The organism is Bradyrhizobium centrolobii, from assembly GCF_001641635.1.
Lineage (GTDB): Bacteria > Pseudomonadota > Alphaproteobacteria > Rhizobiales > Xanthobacteraceae > Bradyrhizobium > Bradyrhizobium centrolobii.
This window is the reverse complement of sequence record NZ_LUUB01000114.1, coordinates 1-25,072: the sequence shown is the minus strand read 5'-3', so window position 1 is coordinate 25,072 and position 25,072 is coordinate 1. Positions and strand designations below refer to the sequence as shown.

Annotated in this window: 20 protein-coding genes and 6 pseudogenes; 11 read left to right on the top strand and 15 right to left on the bottom strand. The window is 60.2% G+C overall.

All coding sequences use genetic code 11. The annotated features are described in order from the left end of the window. Window positions 1-18: 18 nt before the first annotated feature. From AYJ54_RS40850 to AYJ54_RS40835, 4 genes are read right to left on the bottom strand one after another with little or no spacing between them, the layout of a single operon-like run. The gene (locus tag AYJ54_RS40850; RefSeq protein ID WP_245329263.1) at window positions 19-1,533 is read right to left on the bottom strand and encodes a tripartite tricarboxylate transporter permease; all 1,515 of its coding nucleotides are present in this window, start codon (window positions 1,531-1,533) and stop codon (window positions 19-21) included. A gap of 14 nt (window positions 1,534-1,547) precedes the next feature. Further along, complete coding sequence (locus AYJ54_RS40845) at window positions 1,548-2,039, bottom strand: tripartite tricarboxylate transporter TctB family protein (protein ID WP_063708142.1); 492 nt, start codon at window positions 2,037-2,039, stop codon at window positions 1,548-1,550. A 13-nt stretch (window positions 2,040-2,052) separates the two neighbouring features. After that, entirely contained in the window at window positions 2,053-3,819 is a 1,767-nt protein-coding gene (locus tag AYJ54_RS40840; protein WP_063708141.1) for a thiamine pyrophosphate-binding protein, read from the bottom strand. Window positions 3,820-3,878: 59 nt separating this feature from the next. Next, a complete protein-coding gene (locus AYJ54_RS40835) occupies window positions 3,879-4,853 on the bottom strand; it encodes a Bug family tripartite tricarboxylate transporter substrate binding protein (protein ID WP_063708140.1) in 975 nt (324 codons plus the stop codon). Between the two features lie 35 nt (window positions 4,854-4,888). Between AYJ54_RS40835 and AYJ54_RS54185 the strand changes: the two are divergent. Beyond that, a pseudogene (locus AYJ54_RS54185) lies at window positions 4,889-5,146 on the top strand (hypothetical protein); the annotation flags it as partial. Between the two features lie 129 nt (window positions 5,147-5,275). Beyond that, a complete protein-coding gene (locus AYJ54_RS40830) occupies window positions 5,276-5,788 on the top strand; it encodes an IclR family transcriptional regulator (RefSeq protein ID WP_245329261.1) in 513 nt (170 codons plus the stop codon). A gap of 582 nt (window positions 5,789-6,370) precedes the next feature. On the opposite strand, the gene AYJ54_RS40825 is transcribed toward AYJ54_RS40830, so the two are convergent. After that, window positions 6,371-6,595: a hypothetical protein gene (locus AYJ54_RS40825; RefSeq protein WP_063681260.1), complete on the bottom strand. Its 225-nt coding sequence runs from the start codon at window positions 6,593-6,595 to the stop codon at window positions 6,371-6,373. A 295-nt stretch (window positions 6,596-6,890) separates the two neighbouring features. Between AYJ54_RS40825 and AYJ54_RS40820 the strand changes: the two genes are divergently transcribed. Further along, window positions 6,891-7,106 (top strand): hypothetical protein, encoded by a 216-nt coding sequence (locus AYJ54_RS40820; protein ID WP_136624283.1) that lies wholly within the window; start codon window positions 6,891-6,893, stop codon window positions 7,104-7,106. 965 nt (window positions 7,107-8,071) lie between these two features. Here the strand turns inward: AYJ54_RS40820 and AYJ54_RS40815 are convergent. Further along, window positions 8,072-8,404 carry a LexA family protein gene (locus AYJ54_RS40815; protein ID WP_347336760.1) on the bottom strand — a complete coding sequence of 111 codons (333 nt, stop codon included), beginning with the start codon at window positions 8,402-8,404 and terminating at the stop codon, window positions 8,072-8,074. On the opposite strand from AYJ54_RS40815, the pseudogene AYJ54_RS40810 reads away from it, so the two are divergent. From AYJ54_RS40810 to AYJ54_RS50235, 3 genes and pseudogenes are all read left to right on the top strand, one after another. Beyond that, window positions 8,372-9,388 (top strand): annotated as a pseudogene (locus tag AYJ54_RS40810) (IS630 family transposase); the annotation flags it as partial. The gene AYJ54_RS40815 and the pseudogene AYJ54_RS40810 sit on opposite strands and share 33 nt — an antisense overlap. Continuing rightward, complete coding sequence (locus tag AYJ54_RS54355) at window positions 9,362-9,916, top strand: DUF6946 family protein (protein WP_488226337.1); 555 nt, start codon at window positions 9,362-9,364, stop codon at window positions 9,914-9,916. The pseudogene AYJ54_RS40810 and the gene AYJ54_RS54355, both read left to right, overlap by 27 nt. A 298-nt stretch (window positions 9,917-10,214) precedes the next feature. Next, window positions 10,215-10,427, top strand: a complete 213-nt coding sequence (locus tag AYJ54_RS50235; protein ID WP_136624282.1) for a hypothetical protein — start codon at window positions 10,215-10,217, stop codon at window positions 10,425-10,427. A 241-nt stretch (window positions 10,428-10,668) separates the two neighbouring features. On the opposite strand, the gene AYJ54_RS40805 is transcribed toward AYJ54_RS50235, so the two are convergent. Together AYJ54_RS40805 and AYJ54_RS40795 are read right to left on the bottom strand one after the other, a co-directional pair. Further along, window positions 10,669-11,783, bottom strand: a protein-coding gene (locus AYJ54_RS40805) for an IS3 family transposase (RefSeq protein ID WP_136624281.1) whose coding sequence is annotated in 2 segments (ribosomal slippage) — window positions 10,669-11,522 and window positions 11,522-11,783 — 1,116 coding nt in all. Because the reading frame shifts where the segments join, the coding sequence is not laid out codon by codon here. 370 nt (window positions 11,784-12,153) lie between these two features. Beyond that, window positions 12,154-12,798 (bottom strand): YopT-type cysteine protease domain-containing protein, encoded by a 645-nt coding sequence (locus tag AYJ54_RS40795; RefSeq protein WP_245315736.1) that lies wholly within the window; start codon window positions 12,796-12,798, stop codon window positions 12,154-12,156. Window positions 12,799-13,688: 890 nt separating this feature from the next. On the opposite strand from AYJ54_RS40795, the gene AYJ54_RS40785 reads away from it, so the two are divergent. Continuing rightward, on the top strand, window positions 13,689-14,459 hold the full coding sequence (locus AYJ54_RS40785; protein WP_063680214.1) for a hypothetical protein: 771 nt from the start codon (window positions 13,689-13,691) through the stop codon (window positions 14,457-14,459). Between the two features lie 893 nt (window positions 14,460-15,352). After that, the gene (locus tag AYJ54_RS40780; RefSeq protein WP_063708136.1) at window positions 15,353-15,700 is read left to right on the top strand and encodes a transposase; all 348 of its coding nucleotides are present in this window, start codon (window positions 15,353-15,355) and stop codon (window positions 15,698-15,700) included. A 498-nt stretch (window positions 15,701-16,198) separates the two neighbouring features. Here AYJ54_RS40780 and AYJ54_RS40775 read toward each other — a convergent pair whose 3' ends face one another. Beyond that, window positions 16,199-17,404 carry an IS91 family transposase gene (locus AYJ54_RS40775; protein WP_063708135.1) on the bottom strand — a complete coding sequence of 402 codons (1,206 nt, stop codon included), beginning with the start codon at window positions 17,402-17,404 and terminating at the stop codon, window positions 16,199-16,201. 10 nt (window positions 17,405-17,414) lie between these two features. Next, window positions 17,415-18,296 (bottom strand): site-specific integrase, encoded by an 882-nt coding sequence (locus tag AYJ54_RS40770; RefSeq protein WP_063708225.1) that lies wholly within the window; start codon window positions 18,294-18,296, stop codon window positions 17,415-17,417. Window positions 18,297-18,455: 159 nt separating this feature from the next. Here AYJ54_RS40770 and tnpB point away from each other — a divergent pair, with 159 nt between their 5' ends. Together tnpB and tnpC are read left to right on the top strand one after the other, a co-directional pair. Further along, a complete protein-coding gene (gene tnpB, locus AYJ54_RS40765) occupies window positions 18,456-18,785 on the top strand; it encodes an IS66 family insertion sequence element accessory protein TnpB (RefSeq protein ID WP_161491942.1) in 330 nt (109 codons plus the stop codon). Window positions 18,786-18,859: 74 nt separating this feature from the next. After that, a pseudogene (gene tnpC / locus AYJ54_RS40760) lies at window positions 18,860-20,295 on the top strand (IS66 family transposase); the annotation flags it as partial. Between the two features lie 79 nt (window positions 20,296-20,374). Here the strand turns inward: tnpC and AYJ54_RS40755 are convergent. From AYJ54_RS40755 to AYJ54_RS54350, 3 genes and pseudogenes are all read right to left on the bottom strand, one after another. Then, entirely contained in the window at window positions 20,375-22,399 is a 2,025-nt protein-coding gene (locus AYJ54_RS40755) for a recombinase family protein (RefSeq protein ID WP_063708134.1), read from the bottom strand. Continuing rightward, window positions 22,392-22,547 carry a hypothetical protein gene (locus tag AYJ54_RS50965; protein ID WP_161491941.1) on the bottom strand — a complete coding sequence of 52 codons (156 nt, stop codon included), beginning with the start codon at window positions 22,545-22,547 and terminating at the stop codon, window positions 22,392-22,394. The genes AYJ54_RS40755 and AYJ54_RS50965 overlap by 8 nt, the downstream gene beginning before the upstream one ends. 79 nt (window positions 22,548-22,626) lie before the next feature. Then, a pseudogene (locus tag AYJ54_RS54350) lies at window positions 22,627-22,839 on the bottom strand (DUF5372 family protein); the annotation flags it as partial. 35 nt (window positions 22,840-22,874) lie between these two features. Here AYJ54_RS54350 and AYJ54_RS40750 point away from each other — a divergent pair. After that, window positions 22,875-23,045 (top strand): annotated as a pseudogene (locus tag AYJ54_RS40750) (transposase domain-containing protein); the annotation flags it as partial. A gap of 141 nt (window positions 23,046-23,186) precedes the next feature. On the opposite strand, the pseudogene AYJ54_RS40745 reads toward AYJ54_RS40750, so the two are convergent. Both AYJ54_RS40745 and AYJ54_RS40740 read right to left on the bottom strand, forming a co-directional pair. Continuing rightward, window positions 23,187-23,666, bottom strand: a pseudogene (locus AYJ54_RS40745) (IS5/IS1182 family transposase); the annotation flags it as partial. 285 nt (window positions 23,667-23,951) lie between these two features. Further along, window positions 23,952-24,995: an IS110 family RNA-guided transposase gene (locus AYJ54_RS40740; protein ID WP_063705421.1), complete on the bottom strand. Its 1,044-nt coding sequence runs from the start codon at window positions 24,993-24,995 to the stop codon at window positions 23,952-23,954. Between the last annotated feature and the right edge of the window lie 77 nt (window positions 24,996-25,072).

The window sequence follows — 25,072 nt, the reverse complement described above, 5'->3', positions numbered from 1 at the left end:
GCATGGACGTATAGTCGGTCAATGTGGAGCGTAGGCCGGCCTCGCCGACGCTGGAGCGCGCAGATAGCTGTGGAGCTGCAGCAGGATCAGAACCATACAGGCGATGATGAAGCCGGCACTGATGGGCCGTTGCAGATAGATCATGAGATCGCCATGCGACAGCACCATCGCCCGGCGAAAGTTCTCTTCCAGCATGGGGCCCAGAACAAAACCCAGCACGATGGGTGCCACAGGAAACTCAAGCAACAGAAAGATCGCACCGACGCAGCCAAAGGCGGCAACGAGGAGGATATCGAACACGCTGTTGTGCGTGCTGTAGACGCCCACCGCGATGAAGAACAGCGCTGAGGGAAACAGAAGGCGGTAGGGCATTCGCAAGAGCCGTACCCAAATCCCGATCAGCGGAACGTTCAAGACCATCAGCAACAAATTGCCGATCCAGAAGCTCGCGACCAGCCCCCAGAAGACGTCGGGGTGCTCGGTGATCAATTGCGGCCCGGTGTTGATGCCCTTGATGATGAGTGCGCCGAGCAGCAGCGCCATCACCGGATCGCCGGGAATGCCGAGCGACATCGTCGGGATGAAATCGATCTGCGTCTTCGAGTGAGCCGCCGCCTCGGGCGCCGTCACGCCCTCGATAGCTCCCTTGCCGAAACGCTCCGGCGATTTCGCGATCTTCCGTTCAAGCGCATAGGCCACGAAGGTGGTGATGGTCGGCCCGGTACCGGGCATGGCGCCGAAGATGGCGCCGATTCCGGTGCCGCGCAGCATCGGCAGGATCGCGGCCTTCAGTTCATTGCGAGTCGGCATCATCTGCCTCATCGTGAGGCGTGTCGTTGTAGTCGCGACCTCCCGCCGGTTGACCGTGAGCAGAAAGTCCGAGATGCCGAACAGTCCGAGCGAGAGCGCCGCAAGATCCACGCCGTCGGCGAGCTCCCGCAGGCCGAAAGTGTAGCGTTGGACGCCGCTGCTGACGTCGGTGCCGATCGCTCCGACGAAGAGCCCGAACAACGTCATGGCGATGCCCTTGAGTGGCAGGCCGCGCGCCATTGTCGCTCCGGCCAGCAGTCCGAGCAGCATGACCGCGCTGATCTCGGTCGGGCCGAACTTGAACGCAACGGCCTCCAGCAGCGGCGAGACAAAGACCATCAGCACAATCCCGACCGACGCGGCGAAGAACGACGCCATCATGGTGATGCCGAGCGCGGCGCCGCCGCGCCCGTTCAGCGTCATCGGATAGCCGTCGATGCAGGTCACAGCGTGCGGCGGATGGCTCGGCAGATTGAGCAGGATGGCGCAGATGGCCCCGCCATACATCGACCCGTAGAATATCCCCGCGAGCATGAGGATCGCGGGCACCGCCGGAATCACATAGGTCAGCGGCAACAGCATCGAGATGGTGGTCATCGCGCCCATGCCGGGCAGCACGCCGATGAGATTACCCAGCACCACGCCGATCACGACCCACATCAGGTTCGCCGGCTGCAGCGCCACTCCAAAACCGTACCAGAGATCGGCCAGCGCCTGTTCCATCACCATTCCCCCACTCAACCCCAAGCGAACAGCGCAAGCTGTAGCTTCAGTCCGTAGCTGAAGACCAACACCGCGGCGACGGCGAGTCCGGCCGCGAGCAGCGCCGCGTCGCGTATCGAATTGGCTTTGCTCCCCATCGCCGCGACGAAGACGGCGACGAAGGTCGCCGGCACCAGACCGCCATAGACGGCAATGACCGCAAACGCGACAAGACCGCCGAGGATGCACAGCCAGGCCCGCCAGTTGACCGGCACGACATCACCCCGCTGTTCGTCGACCGGTCTCGCCGTGACGGCGATCGCGACGCCGACGAGCACCATCAGCACGCCGTAGAAGAACGGCATGTAACCCGGTCCCATGCGGGTCGCCGTGCCCATGCGATAGGTCATCCCCGTAAGGGCGATGCCCGCCCCGATCAGGATCAGCAGCAGGGCGCCGATCCGATCCTTGCCGAGGCGACGGATCAGGGACGTCGAGCGATGATGCCCCGTGATGTGATCGGTCATGATTTCGGCCGTCTTACGCAATCCGGTCGCCCTTCTTGATCTTCACGGTCCGGCTGTCGACCCCGGGAAGCATCTTGGCGGGATCGCGCGTCACCACCACGTCGATCACCGTGGGACTGCCGCGATGCGACAGCGCTTCCTTGAAGGCGGGCGCGAGCTGATCGGGGCGCTCGACGCGGATACCATGACAGCCCATCGCCGTAGCGACGTCGGCGTAGTTGGTCTCGCTCAGGTCCGAGGCGTGATAGGCGCCGGCGCCGTACATCAGGTGCTGCAACGCCTTGATGTAGCCCGAAGCAGCATTGTTGACGACGATGATCGTGAAATCGAGCGCGAGGCGGCGCGCCGTCTCCAATTCGCCGATCATCATGTTGAAGCCGCCGTCGCCGGTGAGCGCGAAGACGGGACGCCCGGCCGCCGCCAGCGCCGCGCCGATCGCGCCCGGCAGGCCGTAGCCGATCGAGGCCGATCCGCGATCCGGAACGAAGGCGCGGCCAGGCTGCTTGGTGTCCAACAACAGCCCACCCCAATGCGCGGCAAAGCCGCCATCGGCAACGAGATAACCGTCGGCGGGCAGCGCCGCGTTGATTTCCGTCATCAGGCGGGCAATGTCGACCGGGCATTCCTCGGAGTTGAGACGCGCGCCGACCTTGCGGCGCCAGTTGGCCATCCGCTCGGCAGTGTCCGCCGGCCGGCCCGCCCAGAGCGCGCGCAGCCGCTGCTGTTCCGGCGCGAGCGCCGCCGCGAGATCGGCAAGGCCGAGCCGCACATCGCCCCACAGCCGCAGGCTCGCCGGCATGGTGCGATCGAATTCCTCGGCGACACAGTCGAGATGGATCAGCCGCTTCCCCGGCGCGGGCACCGTGTAGCGCTTCGTCGCAATCTCGCCGAGCTTGCAGCCGACCACCAGCAGGAGATCGGCCTCCTCGATGAGCTGATTGGCGAAGCGGTCATAGCGGCCGAACAGGCCGGCGTTGAGCGGATCGCTACAGGCAATCGCGCCCTTGCCCGTCAGCGTGTGCGCCACCGGCAAATTGTAGGCGCGGGCGAACTCGGTGAGTTGCTCGTTGGCGCCGGACAGATGAACGCCACCGCCGGCGAGAATGATCGGCGCCTTGGCGGCGGCGATCAGCTCGGCAGCACGGGCAACACTCGCTCCGTCCGGACGGGCGCGCAATGCCGGCGCGCCGCGATAGATCGCGTCGCCATAAAAATCAGCTGCGTTGAACGGATGAACGGCATGCGAGACGTCCTCGGGAATGTCCACCACCACCGGCCCCGGCCGACCCGACGTCGCCACGGCGAACGCGCGGCGCATCAACTCGGGGATGCGAGCGACCTGCTCGATACGGATCACGTCCTTGCACACCGGACGCAGCACGTCGGTCTGCCGGCATTCCTGGGTCATGTTCTTCCAGGAGTGATCCCGGTGGGTGTTGCCGACTAGGACCACGAGCGGCGTGCCCGAATTGAAAGCCTCCATCAGTCCGGTCACGAGGTTCGTTGCGCCCGGTCCAAGGGTCGCGTCGGCGAGACCGACTTGCCCCGACACCTTGGCATAGGCATCGGCGGCGAAGATCCCGGTACGCTCGTCATTGACAAGATAATGGCGCATTCCGAAGCGGCGCGCCGCATCGTAGAACGGCAAAAGCTGAAATCCGCCCATGCCGAACATCGCGCCACCATCGAAGGCCTGGATCATGCGGGCGATCGCCTCGCCGCCAGAGATCTCCAGGAGGCCGACGTCGGACTCGGCCTTGATGTCAACATGCTGGTTCATGGTCTCAATCACTCCATTGGAAAATCAGGAAACGTGTCGCGGCGCGCGATCGCCGGATGTCATTCAATGCTGGCGCCGGAGGCCTTGATGACGCTGGCCCACTTTGCCGTCTCCGACGCGATCAGCGCGGCAAGCTCTTCAGGTGTGCTTGGCGCGACGTCGGCGCCGAGTTCGGAGAGACGCGTCTTGACGGCGGGCTCTCCGAGGATCCTGCGCACCTCCTCGTTGAGGCGTACGATGATCGCCTTCGGCGTTTTCGCCGGCGCCACCAGCGCAAACCAGGAGGTCACTTCGCAGCCCGGCAAACCGGCCTCCGCCATCGTCGGGATATCCGGCGCCGCCGCCGAACGTTGCGCACTCGTCACCGCGAGCGCCCGCAACTTGCCAGCCTTGATGTAAGGCAGCGATGAGGACAGATTGTCGAACATCGACTGGACCTGGCCGCTAATCAGATCGACCACCGCCGGCGCACTGCCCTTGTAGGGCACGTGCACAAGCTGCACCTGCGCCACCATGTTGAACAATTCGCCGCTCAGATGAATCGATGAACCGGTGCCCGATGAGGCGAAATTGAGTTGACCCGGCTTGCTCTTCGCCAGCGCGATAAATTCCTTCAGATTGGTCGCCGGCAGATCGGGATTGACCACGAGAACATTGGGTACCGTCGCGACAAGGCTGATCGGCGCGAAGTCGGCGGCGAAGTCGAACGGCAGTTTCGGATAGAGGCTGGTGTTGATGGTGTTGGCTATGGTGCTCATGAAGATGGTGTGGCCGTCGGGGGCGGACCGCGCCACCTGGTCTGATGCAATCGTCCCGCCTGCACCCGGCCGGTTGTCGATCACCACCGGCTGACCCAGCGCCTCCGCCAACCGCTGCCCCACCACGCGCGCAACAAGGTCAGTCGAGCCGCCGGCCGCATAGCCGACCACGAGATGAATCGGCTTCGACGGGTAGCTGTCCGCCTGAGCGGCCGGGCTCGACATGCCCCACACCACGAACGAAGCGACCAACGCCCCCAACCAATTCCTGCTCATCACGAGCTTCCTCCGCGACTTGACATGTCCACATTATGGACTATATTTCAATTCTGATTGTAGGCGCGGCTTGTGAAGCACTCTATACGGCTTGTCAATGGCCTCATTTTGCGCGGCCACCGCACTTATTAGATCCATATAGTGGACTCAATCTGATGACGACGGCAGATACCAGCAAACCCAGCGGCACTCAAAGCATTGGGCGCGCCGCCGCCGTGCTTCGCGCGCTGGCGCGACGCAGCCAATCCGGCGCCCGCATGGCCGACATTGCGCGCGAGACCGGACTCGAGCGTCCGACCGCACATCGCATCCTCCAAGGCCTGATCGCGGAAGGCATGGCGAGCCAGCAGGAGACCACGCGCCGCTATCATCTTGGCCCGTTCATCTACGAGCTTGGCTTGCTGGCAGAGCCGCGATTCCATTTGCGCGAACTCGCGCGCCAGGCGATCGACTTTCTTGCCGATCAGACGGGCGATACGGTTTTCCTCGCCGTACGCGGCGGCAACGACGCACTGTGCGTCGAGCGCAGGGCCGGCAGTTTTCCCATCAAGGCTTTTACCGTCGATGTCGGCAGCCGCATTCCGCTCGGTGTCGGCTGCGGTGGCGTCGCCATGATCGCCGCCTTGCCGGAAGAAGAAGCCGATAGCATCCTCGCCGCCAACGCGCCGCGACTGAAGGATTACGGCGACATCACGCCGGCACAGCTGGCAGAGCTTGTTTCAGCCGCGCGCATCCGCGGATACGCGGTCAATCCGCACCGCGCGCTTGGCATCGCTGCTGTCGGCATGGCCGTGCGCCATGCCGATGGTGGGCTTGCGGGTTCGATCAGCATCGCCGCCATCGAGAGCAGGCTTCCGCCGGAGCGCATCGAGAAAATCGCGCGCCTGCTCCGCGCCGAAATCCGCAAGATCGAAAAGATGCTGCAGGCGAGCTAACGGGCGCATCGAGTTCGAAGCGCGACCATCCAGCGAAGGAAAATCGTACAAAATCGTAGATTGGCGTGCAAAATCGTACGATTGGTAGCGGGGGTCCGCTACATCGCTGGACCCACTATTTCCGAAGCCCTGTTTTCCTATCGAAGGGCAGCCTAAATCATGACGGCGATCCTTTGTAGTTCGTCAAAAGCCGCCGTTTGCACGCAATCATCGCCGGACTTGGATGATTCCCAGTAGGCTTAAATCCTGGAGGCGCAACGACCGATACAGACATTCAGCTCAGGTTACGATCTAATGAAGGGCCTTTGTCACTTTTTGCGTTTGACATCGCGCGGTTGGGCTTTGCGTGCCACGTTCTACATCGCGAAACCCGTCCTTTGACCCCACGCTCAGACGCTACGGTTTCCGTAAAGATAAAGCATTTCGGCCTTCCGAGACCCAAAAAAGCCACGGTTACTGCCAAGGTAAAAAGCTCGACCGCCACGTCGGAAGAAAGCGGGCGCTGGCTGAGACCACCCCGGAAGGCCGTCTGTCGACCCGGCGCCTTTATAGGGCACGCTTCCGCCGACAACAGCGCCTCCGTCACCTCGCCTGAGCATCCAGGAGCTGCTGAAGCTCGACCTCAACCGCCGACGCTATCTCCACTTCCCCGGTTCCCGGACTTGGCCCAGCCTGGAGCATTCCATCGGACCGCACCACCACTTCGTAATGTGGCGACACAGCCGCCCGCTGGAGCAGCTCGCGCAGCTTCGGATCCGGGCCATCCCCACGCACGGCTGCAATCACATTGAGATCAATCAGCGACATCGCTCCTCGGCTCCCTTGCTGATCAAGATTGGCAGCTCGAACCCTTCGCCGCCGGTGGTCACTCCGAATTCTGCTCTCAAATCGAACTCGTCCGGAATTTGAGGCGAAGAAACGGAGTTCCGACGCCGCGCCGATGCGCTACGCGCCGAAGGAGGAACGAGGCGCGATATGACAACCGAAATCGAGGTTCAGAAGACTGGTCAATTTCGAGACTGCGACCGACGGAACTGCGGTCAAGCTCATCGTATTCGACGTCGCGAACCGCAAGATCGGCATCATCCTGAGGATCGAGACGTTGACGGCATTGTTAATGACCTTGCCAGCGATGGCATCGAGCGCCGTCAGGAGTGACGCGGTTCACGCGCATGAGGAGGGATCGCCGCAGCGTCGAGAGTTTCAGAACAAGATGAAACTGGCCAAGTGGAAGCTGAAGGAGCTTGACAACAAAGCTCCGCCGGATCGGCCGGGGATCGCCATCAAGATCGTGGACCCCGAGGACTCTCAAGAGTAGGCGCGCGCCAGTGTGCTTTTTGAGCCCATTATCTTAATGGGCACCAAAGTCATACATGGAACAGACGGGATCGCTTTACGAGTTACAAGGCCCGCCAGCGTGAAGCGGCGGCCTAGGGTGAGGGACCGAAGCCCGCGCCCTCCGTCATTGAAATTGGCATTGCGCCTAATACATGTAGGCCAGCCATCGAGCCTGAGAGCACCATAACGCGAGAGCGAGCCCAGCCGATTGAATGGACCATAGCAGCCGAGCGAGCCAAACTTCTTGAAAGCACCAGAAGGACGAGCGACTGGCGCAACAAGTGAACGGGGGCCGAAGCCCCCGTTTCTTTATTCACCGCCTCAGCCGGCGGGCGTGAGCGGCCAGCCGCTGGCGGTTACGGGCTTTCTGAGATCTGCGCCGGCGGCATCGGGCTGCGCCAGCATCACGACCATCAATTCGGTGAGTCGGACGATGATCTACTACGGCGATGTCCACGTCGGGAGCATCGGCCTGCGCAGCGGGCAATCCGGCCGAGAGCGATCCATGGCAATGGCGATGCGGCTTCTATCCCGGGCCGAATCACCTCCGGCACAGCCGCGACATTCGAGAGCGCGCGTGTCGCGCTCTTGGCGGAATGGACGGTGTTCTTGTCTAAGCGAGCGGAAGCCGATTTCGAGCAGTGGCGAGAAGAGCGCGATTGGACGGCGCGGAAATATGCCGCGTTGGCGCTTGGCGAGAGAGTACTGACGCCCTGAACAACAGGCATGACACTTCGGGCTCTCGCTGCGCCTATCGAGGCGGGATAAAGCATGCGCCGCTGTTAGGCTTGCAGTTCGGGGGCTTGGCCCACCGGAAAGTTCAGCTTTCTAATTTGTGGCTCAAATGCTTTCTTGAATTTTGCAACTCGATCAGCAAGCCACGCGACATATTCGGGCCATCTAGTGGCTCTGCACAGTGATTTTGACCGGTTGGATCTGGGGCGGTCAGACTAGCTCCGGCAGGTTTATGGGATCGACGAGAACCTCAATGCTGCGAGGCGTCCTTGGCTGTCTTCTGATGAGGCCGGCGCGTTCCAGCGTCAGCACCATTTGGTGAACCGAGGGCGGGCTGACGCGAAAATATTCCTGCATGTCGGTTTCCGCCGGGGGCCTGCGGTGCAGCCGCGTATAGAGGTGGATGAAGGCAAGGTACTGCCCCTGTTTGGGCGTGAAGGTTTTTGCCGAAGGATTCACGCCGGCCATCCGATTCAGTTGTTCGTGCTCGCCTCGATCAAGGAGGCCGGCATGAATGTACGCTATCGGGTCGAACTGAGCCAAGTCGAGCGCACCGAGCTCAAGACGCTGCTGGGCGGCGGCAAGCATGCGTCCCGCAAGCTCAAGCGGGCCCAGGTTTTGCTGGCTGCCGATGCCGGGGCCAGCGACGAGGAGTTCGCCAGGAGCGTTGGTGTGGGCGGCTCGACGGTGTACCGGACCAAGCGACGCTTCATGGAGGGCAATCTGGAGCGGGCGCTGAGCGAAGAGCCGCGCACCGGAGCGGAGCGCAAACTCACGGGCAAGGAAGAAGCTCTACTGGTGGCGACCGCCTGTGCCGGTCCGCCCAAGGGCCGCGCCCGCTGGACGCTCAAGCTGCTGGCAGGTGCGATGGTCAAGCTAACCGAGCACAAGAGCCTGTCTCGCGAGACGGTTCGGCGGCGTCTGGCCGAAAATGGTCTCAAACCCTGGCGCAAAGACATGTGGTGTATTCCGCTGGTCGACGGCGAATACGTCGCCCGCATGGAAGACGTGCTCGACCTTTACGCCGAGGCGCCCGACCCCGAGCACCCGGTGGTGTACTTCGATGAAAGCCCGGTGCAGCTCATCGGCGAGGCGCGTCAGCCGATCCCCGCCGAGCCCGGTCGGCTCGAACGCTACGATTACGAGTATCGTCGCAATGGCACCGTCAACCTCTTCGTCCTGCTCGACGTGCATCGCCCCTGGCGCAAGGTCAAAGTCACGGAGCGGCGTGCGGCAGAAGACTACGCCCAATGCATGCGCGAACTCGTCGACGTCCATTATCCCGACGCCGAGACCATCCGGGTTGTCCAAGACAATCTATCGACCCACTCCGCCGGCGCCCTGTATCAGGCGTTCCCGCCTGCCGAAGCCAGACGGATTCTGCGCCGGCTTGAGTTCCACTACACCCCCAAGCACGCAAGCTGGCTCAACATGGTCGAGATCGAGATCGGCGTCTTACAGGGACAGTGCCTCGATCGCAGGATCGACGACCCCAAGCGACTGCGCCGCGAAATCGCCGCCTGGGAGACCGTTTCCAAAGAGTTCAACTCGCCCAGCCGGTCAACCATTCCCTTGCTCTTGCTCGTGAAGCATGGGCAGGAAACCCTTCGCGACATCTTGGAGGAGTGCCATGTCGCGAGCCCGACGAATTGGCATTTTGAATTTACCGTCAGACCTCCGATCGGTAGAGGCAAGCCTTCTCACACCGACATCATGGTCTTCTCTGCCTCACATTGCCTTGCGGTCGAAGCAAAATGGACCGAGCCATCCTACGAGACCGTTGCTGCCTGGCTCAAGAGGTCCACTCCTAAAAAACAATCAGCTGAGGAAAGCAATCGAGGGAAGGTACTGTCTGGCTGGATCGGACTACTGACGCCAATGGCACAATCGCTCCCGAGAATGTTGTCGATTGCGAGTATCAAATGCTGCATCGGGCTGCGTCGGCCCACGAGGCCGCGCGCACCTGCGGAAAGCGTCCTCAACTCGCCCATTTCAAGTTCACACCGTCAATCGGTTCCACCTCGGCAACGCTCGACTACTATCGGCGAGGCTTAGAGCTACTTTGCGCGCGTCTAGGCAATCTGGTCGAATTTCCGTTCTTCTTGGTAGAAATTCAAATCACTCCGACTGAAAAGTTCTGCGAAATCCAAGCAGTTGCGTAAGGGCGACACCGCAACGGGCCCCTTGGCTCGGCATGCTTTGCAGGATTCTAGGCTGTTTGAATTTGACAGCTATCACGTAGCTCAGATTGGTAGGACGATCTAACCAGCCTCCCAGTCGCATAGTGAGCAGCAGACGAGAAATGATGGAGACTCCAACCTTCGATACGATCTGCTGCGTTAGGAGAGTCGCCTTGGCAACGAAAGAGCAGTTTCAGTTTCGCAAGGAACTCCAGAGGCTCTTGCGCGAGGCCGAACTGCGGGGAGCGCCCTCAATCGAATTGAATTCAGGCACACTCCATCGACAGCTAGGTGGTTATCCAGGGCTCAACCATCAGATGCCCTCCTGCTGCCAAGCTATGTACGACGAGCAAGTTGAGGCTGAAAATCGATCGTTGATCGGCTGAAGAGAACATTAGGCCATATCGATGCCAACGAAACGCAACCTGAGCGTTCTTGCGCCACCAGCTGGAAACGTCGAACTCATCTGCGCTCGGTGCATCGAAATCATGCTCCGTCGAGCCATCGAGAATCTACCGCAAGAGAATTGATGCCCTTGACCTGCCACTGAGTTTTCATCCAGCGGCGGTTAGAGTCTCGGGGGGCGATGCAGCGAGACCGAACTTTGGACCACTCGAAACTAGAGTTTTACGTCTCTAAACACGTTGGCGGGCTGGTGGCACCAGCGCGGTTCTGCAGCAAAATCGGCGGTCTGTTGCCGATTGCTCCATGGGGGCGTTCTTCATTGTAGTATCTACGCCAATTCTCCACTTTTTCCTGGGCGTCCGCGAGGCTGAGGAACCAGTGGGTGTTGAGGCATTCGGCCCGGAAGCGACCGTTGAATGCCTCGACGAACGCATTATCAGTCGGCTTGCCGGGCCGCGAGAAGTCCAGCGTGACGCCGCGCTGGTAGGCCCACAGATCAAGATCGCGCGACACAAACTCGCTGCCCTGATCGACGCGGATCGTCGCCGGGAATCCCACTTCCCTGCAGGCCCTTTCCAGTATCGCCACGACGTCGCTGCCGCGGAAGGTGAACCGTGGCTGCAGCGCCGGCGAGAAGCGGGAGAAGATATCGACGATCGTGAGCACACGCAGCTTATGTCCCGTCGCCAACTGATCGTGGATGAAGTCCATCGCCCAGGTCTCGTTCGACCGCGTGGCAGGCCTGCGATCATCGCGCAGCTTGGCCTTGACCCGGCGCTTCGGCGTTTTGCTGCGCAATTGTAGGCCCAACTCGCGATAGATGCGGCGCGTTCTGTTCTGACCATGGCGCCAACCTTCACGACGCAGCAGGACGTGAACACGACGATAGCCGTAGCGGACACGGACATGGCAGATCTCCTTGATCCGGTGTTCGAGGGCAGCCTGGCCGGAGCGACGCGATTTGTAGTGGTAGGTCGATCGATCGAACTCGAGGGCTTGACAAGCCTTGCGAATCGACACCTGCCACTCACCGCAAACCTCGTCGACCAGCTTGCGCTTCCGGCCAGGCTTCATAGCTTTCGGCGGATCACGTCCTGCAGCATCTCTTTGTCGAGGCTGAGATCGGCGACCAGCTTCTTCAGCTTGGCGTTCTCGTCCTCGAGTTGCTTCAGCCGTCGCATCTCGGTCGGCAGCAGCCCGTCATACTTCTTCTTCCAGTTGAAATAAGTCGCCTGGCTGATTCCGGCCTTGCGGCAGATGTCGGCCACCGAAATCCCGTCCTGGCCCTGCTTCAGAATGAACGCCTTCTGGGCGTCCGAAAATCTTGAGGCTTTCATCGTTCTTCGCTCCTCCCAGCCGGGGAATCGATGCGAAAAACTCTAGCCAAAAATGGTCCAATTTGCCCGCCTCAGATCAGCGAGATGGATATTGCGTTGGTGAGATGAGAGAGATTGGTCAGTTAGTGATCGAACGCTGAGAGCCGAATATTTGTGGGCGCGTCGTAGTGAGGATTTCAGAATTCGATTCCGGTACGACTTTGCCGCTTTAGCCGCCTCGGGCGGAGCCTCGCAGTCCGACTCCCAGGAGAAATGATTGAAGTCTGGTATTTTGGAGAACATGCTTGCCTCTTGCTTGATAATAGTGTCGTGGCGAGGACGCATCCTCGCCTTCGCAAAAGGCGCTAATCACGGCGACTGCAGTGCCGACTCACTGCATCTTTTGAGTGGTGATTCTCGACAAATGCTGCCCGTTGGGGTTCCTATAACGATTGGAGAGGCTTTCAAACAAGCCGGACATCTGCTCTGATCGAACAGTAAATTCTCCATAGTTGGGCTCGAAGAGCGTGGTCCTTCCATCCAACGCCGACGTTGCAATTGTGTGTGAGGTACGTTCGGCGAAATACAAACTGAGCAAATACTTCGATCCGTCGTCGGTTATTTTCTTCAGCATGCGCGACATGCTCGAAGGCTCACCGAAGCTGTATGCCTTCTCTTTTCCGGTTGGCGCCAAACCTGCTTCGCGCAATACGGTGTTTTGTGCCTCGAAATCGGCCTGAGATGCTTCTACTCCCTCGCTTAGCAACTGACGTTTGAGGCTCTGATACCGCTGCTGCCGCACAGCCGCTGAGTCGTGCATGTCCGATCCAGGTGTTAGCGCATTCATTCGGGTTGAGGGACTGCTCGTGAGATTTCCGAGCCACTCGGCAGTTAGCCCAACGCAGATTCCGCCTACGTTCGCCTCAGTCAATTCGGCCGTCCTGTATTCGAAAAGGGAGGTACTCGGCCGCGCTGGAGAGGATGTACTGGGGTTGTTTGGATCGTAGGCCTGTGGCGTGCTGACGCAGCACCCCATTTTGTCGGGCAGTTCACCTGGTGGTGGGCTCGTCTGTAGCGCGAGAGCCGCAAGTGTTTCCGTAAAGCTGCCGCTGTCCACGGACTGACTCGGTTCGTGAGCCTGGCTAACGCGTGCGGATGAGTCACTGATTCGATTATACATGGCGATTCGCATCTTCCTTCGGCGCATCTCTTCGCCGAGAGTTCGAGCTGCTTAGGTCCGGTTGCGAATCATAGTCAGACAAGCTGACGAAGAGCTGACGGGCAGCTGTTACCTAGCTTAAGAAAAGGAAGGTCATCGTCATGCTCGGGCCATCCGACAAGCTGGGCGGAGGAAGAGCATCGCTTTTCAGGCTCCGAGGCCAAAGAGAAGCGTGATGAGCGGTGCGGATGAAGCAAGATGGCCGTCGATCGGAGACCACTGAGCCAGTCTCGACGAATTCGTCTGCGAATCCGGGAGAATCATGGCCGCTATACTCAAAATGCTGCACGAGCTGTTCCTCAGTCGGTGCGATACGACTCTTCAGCGAGTGAATAATAATGTGAAGCAAGTGCTCTACCACGACGTTGTCAGCCCGACCCAACATCTACTTCCTTCTTCAGGCGGCAGCTCAGTCGCAATCCGAACAAGCGTAGACCTGGGCAAAACAAGTGGGTCCCGACATGGTCCGGTCCACTTGACGAGCGCGAATACGTGCCAGCGCTTGCAGCCACGAACCATTCTGTGCGTCAGCTGGTTGTCAGCTCTCTCACCTAATTACCGGCAAGCGTTGAGTCTACCGAAATGAACCAGACGCAAACTTTGACGATAGGAGAGAAAAGCGCGTGTATAGCAGAATCACTGGATCGTTCAGCCCATCTACAAGCGGGGGCCAAGCCGAAGAATCAGGGCAGGCACCAGATACCCAGATGTTCAGGGAATCGCTTGCAGGCGCCGCGTCGGGTTCATCGTCGGCGAGGCGGCCGTATTCCCTCACCTCCGAGCCTCCTATCTACGAGATTGACAGCGATACGTTCAGGCAAGAGCTGAGGAACTTCTATGGTGTCGATGTCAAGCACATAGCCGATAATCCACAAGAGTACTCGGATTTCGTGTCCTCAAAAGCCGACAGCACCGCAATGGTCGCTAGAGTCGGCGCGACGGAAAATGACAAGTCGGGTTCGCAGTACTTCAGCTACCAGTTGGGCGATAGGAGTGTCGGGCTTCTGAGGACGGATCCAGGATTCCGCATCAAAGGCGAAGAGTGGCAGCAGGAACACTTTCCGGACCGAAAAAACATCTCATCTGTCGTGGCTCTCCGAGTTACTCATCCGCTGGTTGAGAACGCGGGCGATATTCTGCTCGAACATCAGCTTCGGCTCGACGGCGAGCGGCCTTTGCTGATGTCGCGTCCTTCTAACGATGAAGCGAAGCCCCGTCTGCAGCAGATGGGCTTTGTTGACGTAGGTGAAAACCAGTTCGTGCTTGACCCTAGACGGCATCCGGATAAGTGGACGAAAAACGACCAGGATGAATGGCAGCGGGCAGACAAGCCTCGACTGTATCTCCAAGCGGAGAGCGAGGATCCGATTGAAGGTACCGACGAAGGTTCGTGCGAAGAATATATCGGGTCAGATTCGTCCGGGGACGATCCTTCTTGGTATTTCAATCGGCTCAATTTAGGCCCTCGGATCAACTAGTGCCTCGATACAGAGGTTTTGTCTCGTTGAACCTGGCGTGACTTGGCTGCGGGCGTTGGATAGACGCTCGCCATTTTTGGCGGCCTTCCGGGCCCGTCGCCACCGGCCGGAGTGTCCAATCCAAAGCGGCCGGTGGTCTGCTTCGACGAGAGCCCGATCCAACTCATCGGCGAAGTGCCCCAGCCGATCCCCCGGCCGCGGCTGTGGACAGATTGAGCGCTACAGATCGAGCGCTACAGAGTTCAGCTGTTTACGACCCGCTTCTAAACGACGGCCGGACTAACGCGATCGCACCAACGCACGTGGCTTGCGCGACAACCATATTGGTGTTCGCTGTGTCGACAATTCCCATTGGGCGCGGCAACACATAGGCACGAAAGGCCGAATGCGTTACGGAGTTGGCATGCTTACGCGAGGCGCGTCATCACGGCGGATCAGATACAGTGTTAGAGGGGGGCCGCGCCAGGGTTCTCGACCGGAACGCAACGAGCTTTCCTGCCGACTTAGTCGACGATAACCTTTAAAAGGCTGCTCGGAGCCTGAGCTGTGGACGCTCTGCGCGGCAACATCGTCGATGCGCCGCTTTCGTTGTCTGGTACCCAGGTCGGACACTGATTGCCCGTGCGGTGGAATCGCTTGCCAGCCTCTGGCAGCCTGATCGTCGGGCCCGGCTTCGCCAGCAGAACGCGCCGAGCTTTCTTCTCGGCTTGATGTTCCACGCTCCGGCTGAGCGGGAAAACCACCCCGCCCCCCACTACTTCCGCGCAGGCAGCGTAAGCGGCAAAGAGACCCCGTCTGGCGGAGTGGGTGAGCGATCGGCTATCGGCTGCTGAGTTTGTGAGCCGATGTGAGCTTCTATGTCTGCGCCTAGTTCTGGAACTAGAACCTTCCATATGATCGAAGCGGTCGCCGACCGTCTTGAGGGAGCGCCGCGGCAGCTTCGTCGACGCTGGTCTGAGGAGTTCAAGGCGCAAGTTGTGACGGAGGTGCTGGAGCCTGGCGCGAGCGTATCGGCGATCGCCCGCCGTATCGGCATTCACCCGTCGCAGCTGTTCGCCTGGCGCCGTGACGCTCGGGCCGAGCGGCGTTATCGCTCGCGGCACTCGAGTTGCGAGGGTGTGGTGGCGTCTGCGGCAGGCGCAGTGATCGAGATTGCCATTGGCGAGGTCGTCATGCGCGCCGGCATAGATGTCGACGAGGCGCACTTGCAGCGAGTGATCCGGGCGGTCCGTTCGGCATGATCCCCTCTGGTGTGAAGGTGTTCTTGGCCAGCCATCCAGTCGACTTCCGCAATTATGCGGAGCGCACGGTTATGCCGAGTCCGCGGCGACAAGAGGGTGCCGGCCGCGGACATTTTGTTGGTCTCACTCCGCATAATAGAGAGCGTTTTTAGATTGGCGGCGCGTGGTTCGGTACCCAACACGAGCACTCGCGAGGGGCGCCGGTAATCTAAAAACGTGTTGGACGAAGCCGCGGGCACACCGCTGCAGCTATGGGTGTTGAATCACTGCGCCGTTATTTGCGAAACGTCGTGATCTGGACTGGAGACAAGTCCAAAGCGGACATTATCACGAAAGTACTGGGTGGAAGCGACATCTGGGAAGCGAAGTAGCCGAAAAATGCGAAGCGCCGGAGGTTTGACGTCGGAAGAACGACAACAGGGCATCTATCGGCTGCCACGGCGGCCGGAAGAATTGCGAAATGGAAGGTGGCGGTTCTTGGTTGATCGAGGTCTCGCATCAAGAAGTGTCCGGTGAGCGAGCGGCACTGAACGAACCTGGCTGCAAGACCTCGACGCACACCATGTGGCCTTGATGACAGGATGGACATTGACGCAGGGAAGCGGCATTGCAGTGCTCAGCCTTCTCGGGGCAATCGGATGGCTCTTCCGGCTCCGAATGAGCATCGGCGGATATCATTCCGAGCAGTTCACGGCAGCGAGCGAGCTTTTGCTTGCGGTAGCGGTTACCCAGAAAACCATAGTAGCGAATACGTTTGAAGCCTTCGGGCAGGACATGGATGAGGAAACGCCGAATGAACTCCCCGGCGTCCAGCGTCATTACTTTCTGCTGGCTTCCGTGGCGGTAATCCTTCCATCGAAAGCGTACTTTGCCGTCTTCGATATCGATGACACGGCTGTTGCTGATCGCTACCCGATGCGTATAGCGGCCGACATAGTGCACAACCTGTTCGGCGCTGCCAAATGGCGGCTTGGCGTAGATAACCCAATTGATTCTGCGGACATCGTTCAGATAACGCTGAAACGCAGCCGGATCACGCAACGGTTCCAGCGACGAGAAGAATTGTAGCTCGCCGGTATCGAACGACTTTTGCAAGGTGCTGAGAAATAGGCGCCGGAACAGACGGGAAAGCACGGCGACGGGAAGAAAGAAGCCGGGCCGGCACGCGATCCAGCGGCTGCCATCCGGGGACAGTCCTCCTCCAGGAACGTCGCAATGGAGGTGGGGATGGTGAAGGAGGTTCTGGCCCCAAGTATGAAGGACAGAAAAGAACCCGATCTCCGCACCGAGGTGCTTGGGGTCGGCAGCGATAGTCCGCAAAGTCTCTGCAGCTGTGCGGAACATAATATCGTACACGGTGCCGGAATTCTGGAATGCGATCGCTGCGATTTGGTCGGGTATGGTGAAAACAACGTGAAAATACTGCGTATCGAGAAGCTCCGCTTGTCGGGCCTCGATCCATTCTGCCCGCGCGAGCGATTGGCACTTGGGGTAGTTGCGCGAGCGGCAGCTATTGTAGGAGATCCGCCGCTCTCCGCAGTGATCGCACTCCTCGACATGGCCACCGAGCGCGGCCGTTCGGCAGCGCTCGATCGCCGTCATTGCTGCACGCCGTTCGGTCGATAGAGACCTCCAGTGCTGCTCGCGCCAGGCAGCACCATAGCGGCGGAAGATATCCGCCACTTCCGGACCTGAGCGTCCCATGGGGCCGCCGTCAGAAATGTTCGGGCGGCGGTGGTGGTGGTGCCTTAGGGATTGGGCGCGGCAGCAGCTCCAGCGGGCTGGTCGCCGCGCAGACTTTGTTCGTGGCTATCCGGAGATATTGCGCGGTTGTGGACAGGCTGCGATGGCCAAGCAAGAGCTGGATGGTGCGAAGATCAGTGCCTGCCTCGAGTAGATGAACGGCGAAGGCATGCCGCAGCGAATGCGGCGTCACGGGCTTGGCAAGGCCGGCTAACCGATGCGCCTTGCTGCAGGCGTCCTGCACCGCGTTGGTCGATATCGGCTCGTTGGGGATACCGCCGGGAAACATCCACGTCCTCGGCCGGACGGCGCGCCAATAGTCGGTCAGTGTCTCCAGCAACCGTGCCGAGAGCATGACGTAACGGTCCTTCTTCCCCTTGCCTTGATCGACGCGTAGCACCATCCGCTGCCGGTCGATGGCCCCCGGCTTTAGGCGTACCGCTTCGGAAATGCGCAGACCGGCGGCGTAGCATGTTGTCAGGATCACTTGATGCTTGAGGCTCTCCACGCAGCCGAGGAAGTGCAGCACCTCTTCGGGGCTGAGGATGACGGCGAGTGTCTTGGGCGCCTTTGGACACGGAATGATGAGGTCGAAATCCCATTCGAAGCCGAGCGTGACGCGGTACAAGAAACGGAGCGCTGAGACGGTCACGTGGATCGACTTCGGCGCCAACTTCTTCTCGTTCGTCAGATAGACTTGGTAGGCGCGGACATCTTCCGGCCCAAGCAAAGCCGGCGACTTCGCAAAATGGCGGGCGAACTGCGAAACCTGCAGCAGATAGGTATCCTGCGTATGCTTTGACAAGTTGCGGATCTGCATGTCGTTTATCATGCGTAACCGAAGCGGGGTCATTGAAGCCTCCTTGGCAAAAAAACGAAAACTGCCCGAGGGCAGCAACGCCATCTTGCTCGAAGCCAAGCCTATGAACGCTGCAAATTACGTCTCACCATGGCACGCCAAAGCAGTTACAGTTGCTTCAGCCGCATTCCTTCATCCGACGATGGACCACTCTTGCCGAGTGTTCTGCCGCGGAGCGGCTTCGTCCAATTCCGGTTATGCGGTGCACCGCATAACCGCAAGGGTATCGATGGCCTTGTTGCGCTTGTGCGCGATGCCGGCTCAGATCCGTTCGACGGTGCGCTCTACGTGTTCCGGGCCAAAAGAGCCGACAGAATAAAGATCGTATGGTGGGATGGCTCCGGGGTGTGCCTCTATTGCTGGCCGCGGATCGGGCATCATCGGGTGCAGATGAATCCTACGCAGTTGATGGCGCTGGTGGATGGGATGGACTGGAAGCGGGTCCGGACCGTGGCGGTCAAGCCGCCGGAGATTGTTGGGTAAAAGCACTGCGGCGAAGTGAATCAGCGGCCTGAAAGGGCAAGAGACGCGGAGCAAAATGTGCTCTAGTCGGGTCAATGACGCCGCCCGATCTCAGCCTCCCGAATGACGTAGAGACGCTGAAGGCCATGGTGCTTGCCATGGCCGAGAAGGCGGCCCGCGCCGATGCTCTGGAGAGCGAGGTCGCCGATCTCAAGGCGCGCAACGCCGATGCCGATGCGCGCATCGAGCGGCTGACGCAGATCCTGAAGGCCTTCGACCGCGCCCGGTTCGGCCGACGATCGGAAAAGCTCGGCTCTGCGAACGGCGACGATGAACAGCAGGCCTTGGTCTTCGAGGAAATCGAGACCGGCATCGCTGCGATCAAAGCCCAGGTCAGCAAGGGCCGTGAGCAAGCGGACGGCAAGCGTGCACCGCGTCGGCGCAAGGGCTTTGCGCCCCATCTGGAACGGATCGAAACTGTCATTGAGCCGGAAGAGCTGGCTGAGCATGCCGGTAAGCAGAAGGTGCTGATCGGCGAGGACGTGTCGGAGCGTCTGGATGTGGTGCCGGCGAAGTTCCGGGTGATCGTCACGCGCCGTCCCAAGTATGCCTTCAAGAACGCGGACGGCGTCATCCAGGCGCCGGCACCGGCCCATATCATTGAAGGAGGCATTCCGAGGGAAGCGCTTCTGGCCCAGATCGCCGTCGCCAAATATGCCGATGGCCAGCCGCTCTACCGGCAGGAGGCGATCTACGCCCGCGACAAGGTTGAACTCGACCGCCAGTTGATGGCGCAATGGATGGGCAAGCTCGGCTTCGAGCTCGAGATCGTGGCCGACTACGTCTTCAGCGAGGTCAAAAAGGCCGAACGGGTCTTTGCCGACGAAACCACCCTGCCGACGCTTGCTCCCGGCTCCGGATCAACGAAGACGGCCTACTTATGGGCCTATGCCAGGGATGACCGAACATTTGGCCGCAGCGGTCCCCCGATGGTGGCTTATCGCTTCGAAGACAGCCGCTCCGGCGAATGCGCGGTCCGGCATCTCAATGGTTATCGCGCATCCTGCAAGTGGATGGCTATGCCGCCTATAACAAGCTCGCGCGATCCGACCGCGGCAATGATGGCATCACATTGGCTGGCTGCTGGTCACACAGCAGACGCAAGTTCCACGAGCTGCATGTTGCAGGCAGCTCGAGAGTGGCAACGACGACGGTCGAGCAGATGGCAAGGCTCTGGCAGGTCGAAAAAACCGTGCGGGGTCAAAGCCCCGACGCGCGCGTTGCTGCGCGCCAGAAAGCCTCCGCGGCGATCGTCGCAGATCTCTTCGACCTCTGGCAGCAGACCTTGCGACGGATCTCCGGAAAATCAAAACTGGCCGAGGCGATCCGCTATGCCGTCTCGCGCCGTGCCATCTTCGATCGCTTCCTGACCGATGGTCGCATCGAGCTCGACTCCAACATCGTCGAACGCGCCATCAGGCCACAAACAATTACGAGAAAGAATAGCCTCTTCGCGGGCAGCGACGTTGGCGCGTCATACTGCTCATCTGGTGATGCCCTTATAAAGGAAGGAGATTTTGCTGCGGATCTCGAGATATCGGGCGACGTGATCAACTGGCATCGGCTTCGCGGCACACAGCGTCTCGCTGCAGGTCGGCAAGCTGGATAATCCAGGGCGCTCCGCCGCACAGCTGCCGGGCCGGAAGGGTGCCACAGCTGACCATCCGATAGGCCGTCGTGCGGCTCACCTTCAGAATGTCGGCGGCTTCATCCAACGTCACTTCAGCGCGCTCTGCTCGTTCACCTTCGCGGTAGACGGGAATGCCGTTGATGTTCCGGAGACTGCAGACGTGGGATCGTGTCCAACTCGCACCATGTGCAGTTAGCTTGCCGGACCGATTGAGGATCGCAGCGATTGCCGTGTCCGATAATTGCCTCGCCAATACGCGAACGAGATCGAGGACATCGGCTTCGACCGTCCAGCGGGTTTGTCCGATCTTGTTCTTTTTGACCGTCAACTGGGTGTGGTCGCCGCCTTGCCAGTGAATGATGAGCGCCAATGTATCGTCAACGACATCGACGATGATCTCTTTGACAAGCAGCCTGATGATCTTCTTGCGTGTCTCGACGGATGCGCCGGGACTGTTCCACGCCTTGGTCAAATCCTTGCCGAGAGTCATCAGCCTCGCGTGATCCGCGGCGGAAAGCGCTGGGGTGTGCTGCGTCTGTTTGAGGGTCTCGAGCTGGACCTCCAGGTCGCGGAGTTGAACCAACTTCTCGTTCCAGCGCCGTTCCAACTCACTGGCGACCAGCCGGTTATCGGGATCGACGGCATCATACTGCCGGCGTGCCCGGACGGCTTCGTATTGAGCCTGCTGGATCGCATTCTCGATGTGCTTACGCTTGTCGCAATGATGCACGCTCTTGGCCTCCATTGCGGCTAGCGCCGCTTCAACCCCAAGAGGCTGTAGTCGATCGAGCACCTCTTGGGCGACAGCGCGATCGACCCGCATGCCGCCGAAGCCGATACAGTTGTCGGCCGCTTTGGTGCCGAACGCGCCGCGGCAGGCATATCGCTGTGTATTCCCGCCCTTTCCAGTGTACTGGATATGCAGGCGTCGGCCACAGCGCGCGCAACGGAACAACCCCGGCAGCAAGGCCTCGCCGCGCCTTATCGAGCCGCGACCCATATAGCTCTTCCCATTGGCGTTGTCGGCGATCAGGTGCTGATTCCTCTCGAACTCAGTCCAGGCAATGTAGCCTTCATGATGGTCGTGGATCAAAACCTCCCAGTCGCTCCAATTGCGCCGGAGTGTGTCGCGCATGATCCGCTTGCGCCCGTCCTTGATCGTCACCCGTGTCCCCCGCCGACCATAGGCGTAAGAGCCAGCGTACACCGGATTCGTCAGCATGTGGTGTAGCGTGTGATAGACGGGTGCCTTCCATTCGACTGGGCGTTTACCGCGACCTTGCACAATCGCTGGAACGAGAACGTTCTCCTGCCTGAACCAAAGCAGCACCTGCCGGACTGACTGGAGCTCGGCGAATTTGCGGAAGACGAGCAAGATGCCGTCCTGGACGCGCCGATCAGGATCCTTCTCGATACGGCTGTCATCCGTCTTCACGTAGCCGACGGCAACGGTCAAATGAAGTTCACCCCGCCGTGCCTTTTGGCGCATGGCCTCGGCGGACCGCTGCCGGAAGAGCGACAACTCCATCTCACTCATGGTGCCCTTCATGCCAAGCAACAGCCGGTCATTGGGTGAGCGTGGATCATAGATGGCTTCCTCGTCAACAATCAGCGTGCCGACTAGGCCGCAGAACTCTAGCAAAGTGTGCCAATCTCGACCGTTCCGGGCAAGGCGTGATGCCTCGAGCGATACCACGACGCCAACCCGTTCTTCGCAAATTGCGGACAGTAGCTTCTCGAAGCCCGGTCGGACCGTTCCGCCACCGGAGCGGCCGAGATCATCATCGACAAGCTGGACGTCTTCCCAGCCAAGCTGCCGCGCACGCTCGACCAAGCCATACTGGCGTCGTTGGCTCTCGAGATTGTTGACGACCTGATACGCTGTCGATTGGCGGATATACACGAAGGCGGCACGGGCCAGGTGCGCAGGCGTGATCTTACTCATTGCTCGCTCCCTTTTGGCCGTTGGCCTGAGGCTCGTTGGCCGGCTTCGCCGCCGCTTCCGTCAGCAATGCTCGCAGAAGCGCCACCGCCTTCTGGCGTTCGGCCACACTCATATCGCCGGGCCGAGTTAAGGAAAGGAACAGATCCATTTGCGCACGACACTGCCTTCTCATCGTCGAATCCTCCGGGGCTTTCTTCCACCGGACGACAGGCTACGAGATGATCAACCAGACTACGCAGTTGAAGGAGTTGGCTGACGGGAAGGCACGGAACCGTTACGATCTCTATCGAACTCGCCGCTGGATCAAACATCCAGCCTGGCACCTTGAAGGAGCCGCCATGCGGTTGCCGAATCAGGAAGTAAAGAAGACCGTCGTGCTCATGGTCACCCGTCACCAGGACCGTCTGACCAGCCAGCGGGTGGAACGGATAGGTGATCACGGCTTCGAATGTCAGAAACCCGGCACTATGGCCCCGGCTCGGACGGCGGCGGACAAACCTGGGCGACCGTCGCAACACTGCTGCAGACAGCGAAAATGAACAACCTCGATCCGTTCGCCTGGCTCGCCCTAACACTTCAGCGTATCGCCAACGGTTGGCCGAGCAATGAAATCGACGCGCTTATGCCATGGAACCGCGCGGTGTGACGGCCTCAGCTTGCCCTTACAGGGCAGCCGCGAGGCGGCGATGTATATCGACGGAGGGATAGGCTCGCGTGTCGCGCGAGCCATCACCCGGGTGGGGCGCTATGCGAGCAGAGGACGAGTCGTCCGTGAAGAACGCCGATTTCAGCCGGTGACGAGCTGAAGTCGAACCGTGAGCGGGGCGAGGATTTGGGACAGCAAGAGAGCGAGCCACCGGATCAGGCGGCGGAAGTTGTAGCCGGCGGCGGCGAGGACGGCATTGGCGGCGTCGCCTTCGCGGTGCCAGAGATAGTTCCGGCCCATGCGATGTTCGGATTTGAGGTGGCCGATGACGGGCTCGACGGCCGAGCGCCGGCGCAACTCGCGTTTGATCTTGGGGGTCACCCGCCGCTTCTGGCCTGAGATGAAGACCCTGAACTTGTACTCGGGCGGGGCATTGTGACCGCGGTAGCCTTTGTCGAGCAGCATGCGCTCGATGACGTTGCCGACGAGCGCCTCCATGTCCGGAATCACAGTTTTGAGCGTATGGCCGTCATAGGGGTTGCCGGGCAGCGCTTTTACGTGGGTGACGAACTGGCCACCTTTGGCGTGCGATAGCGTCGTGGCAACGGAGACCTTGACCCCGATCTATGGACCACGCCCGCGTTGCAAGAGGAATCGACAAAGGATAAGCGGTTTGCGCCAATCTATCCGGCTTCGATTTGAGGCTGTCGCCCCGAGCCATTATGGATATCCGCGCACTTCTGTCCTCAATAACTCGCCGGCCTCAAGAAGGGCCATGGCGTCGAACCAGGCTTCAGAAGTGTCGGTGGAACCGTTTCTCCATTCGTCCTTTCCGTCTCGCAAACCTCGGCGGGATGGTGTGCTATTCCGATTGGATCGTGAGTCTTCCTTCCCGGGTCGGGCGTCCTATGCAGTGTGGCCCAGGAAACTCGCTTCGTAGTCACGGCCTTTTGCGAGCATGCTCCAGGCCATGCGCGCGAGTTTTGCGGCCAGGGCGACAACCAGTACATTCGAGTGGAGCCGCTTCGATGCTGCCTCCAGCCAGGCTCCGAAGCCGTGCCTGGCCCAGGTTTGGCGCCTCAGCAGTACGGCTCTGGCTCCCTGAATGAACAATGTTCGTAGATAACGGTTGCCGCGTCTTGATATGCGACCGAGAATGGTTCGATCACCGGTCGAGATTTGTTTCGGTACCAGACCAAGCCATGCCGCAAAGTCGCGGCCCTTCTGGAACGCATCACCAGTTCCGATCGCGGCGATCATCGCGCTTGAGATGATCGGCCCGATGCCTGGCGCACTCATCAGGCGGCGACAATGCGCATCTTGCTCCGCGAGCTTGTTGATCTCCTTGGTGACTAACGCGACGCGACGGTCGAGATAGCGCCAGTCCTCGGCCAAGTCCTGGATGAGCCGAACCACCTGAGGCGACAGGCTTTCCGAAGGCATCGAGAGGATTTGGGGGAGCGCCAATCGGAGTGCTGCCGCTCCCTGCCGCACTGGTAGCCCTCGCTCAAGCAAAAAGCCCCGGATTTGATTGATGACCGCCGTTCTCTGCGTCACCAGTCGACTGCGAACTCTGTGGAGTGCCTGTAAATCAAGTTGTTCGGCCGACTTCAGTGGGACGAACCGCATTGTCGGCCGCTGAGCGGCCTCGGCGATCGCTTCAGCATCCCGAAAATCATTCTTGTGACCCTTGAGGTATGGTTTGACGTACTGTGCCGGCAAGAGCCGTACTTGGTGACCTAATTTCTCGAGCTTGCGCCCCAGATGATGTGCGCCTGCACACGCCTCCATTCCGATCAGGCAACGCGGAACATTGCCCAGCGACTGGTCAAGCTGATTTCTCGACCGCTTTTTGCGTAGCGTGATTGCGCCTGTGGCATCGAGGCCAACGACATGGAATGTGTTCTTCCCGAGATCGATACCGATTGTGACAATGTTCGTATTCGACATGGCTTGCGCTCCTGCTGCTGCCCCGCCGGGCTCCACGTTGCCGCTGAGAGCGGGCGTGGTCCATGCCATTAACTCGT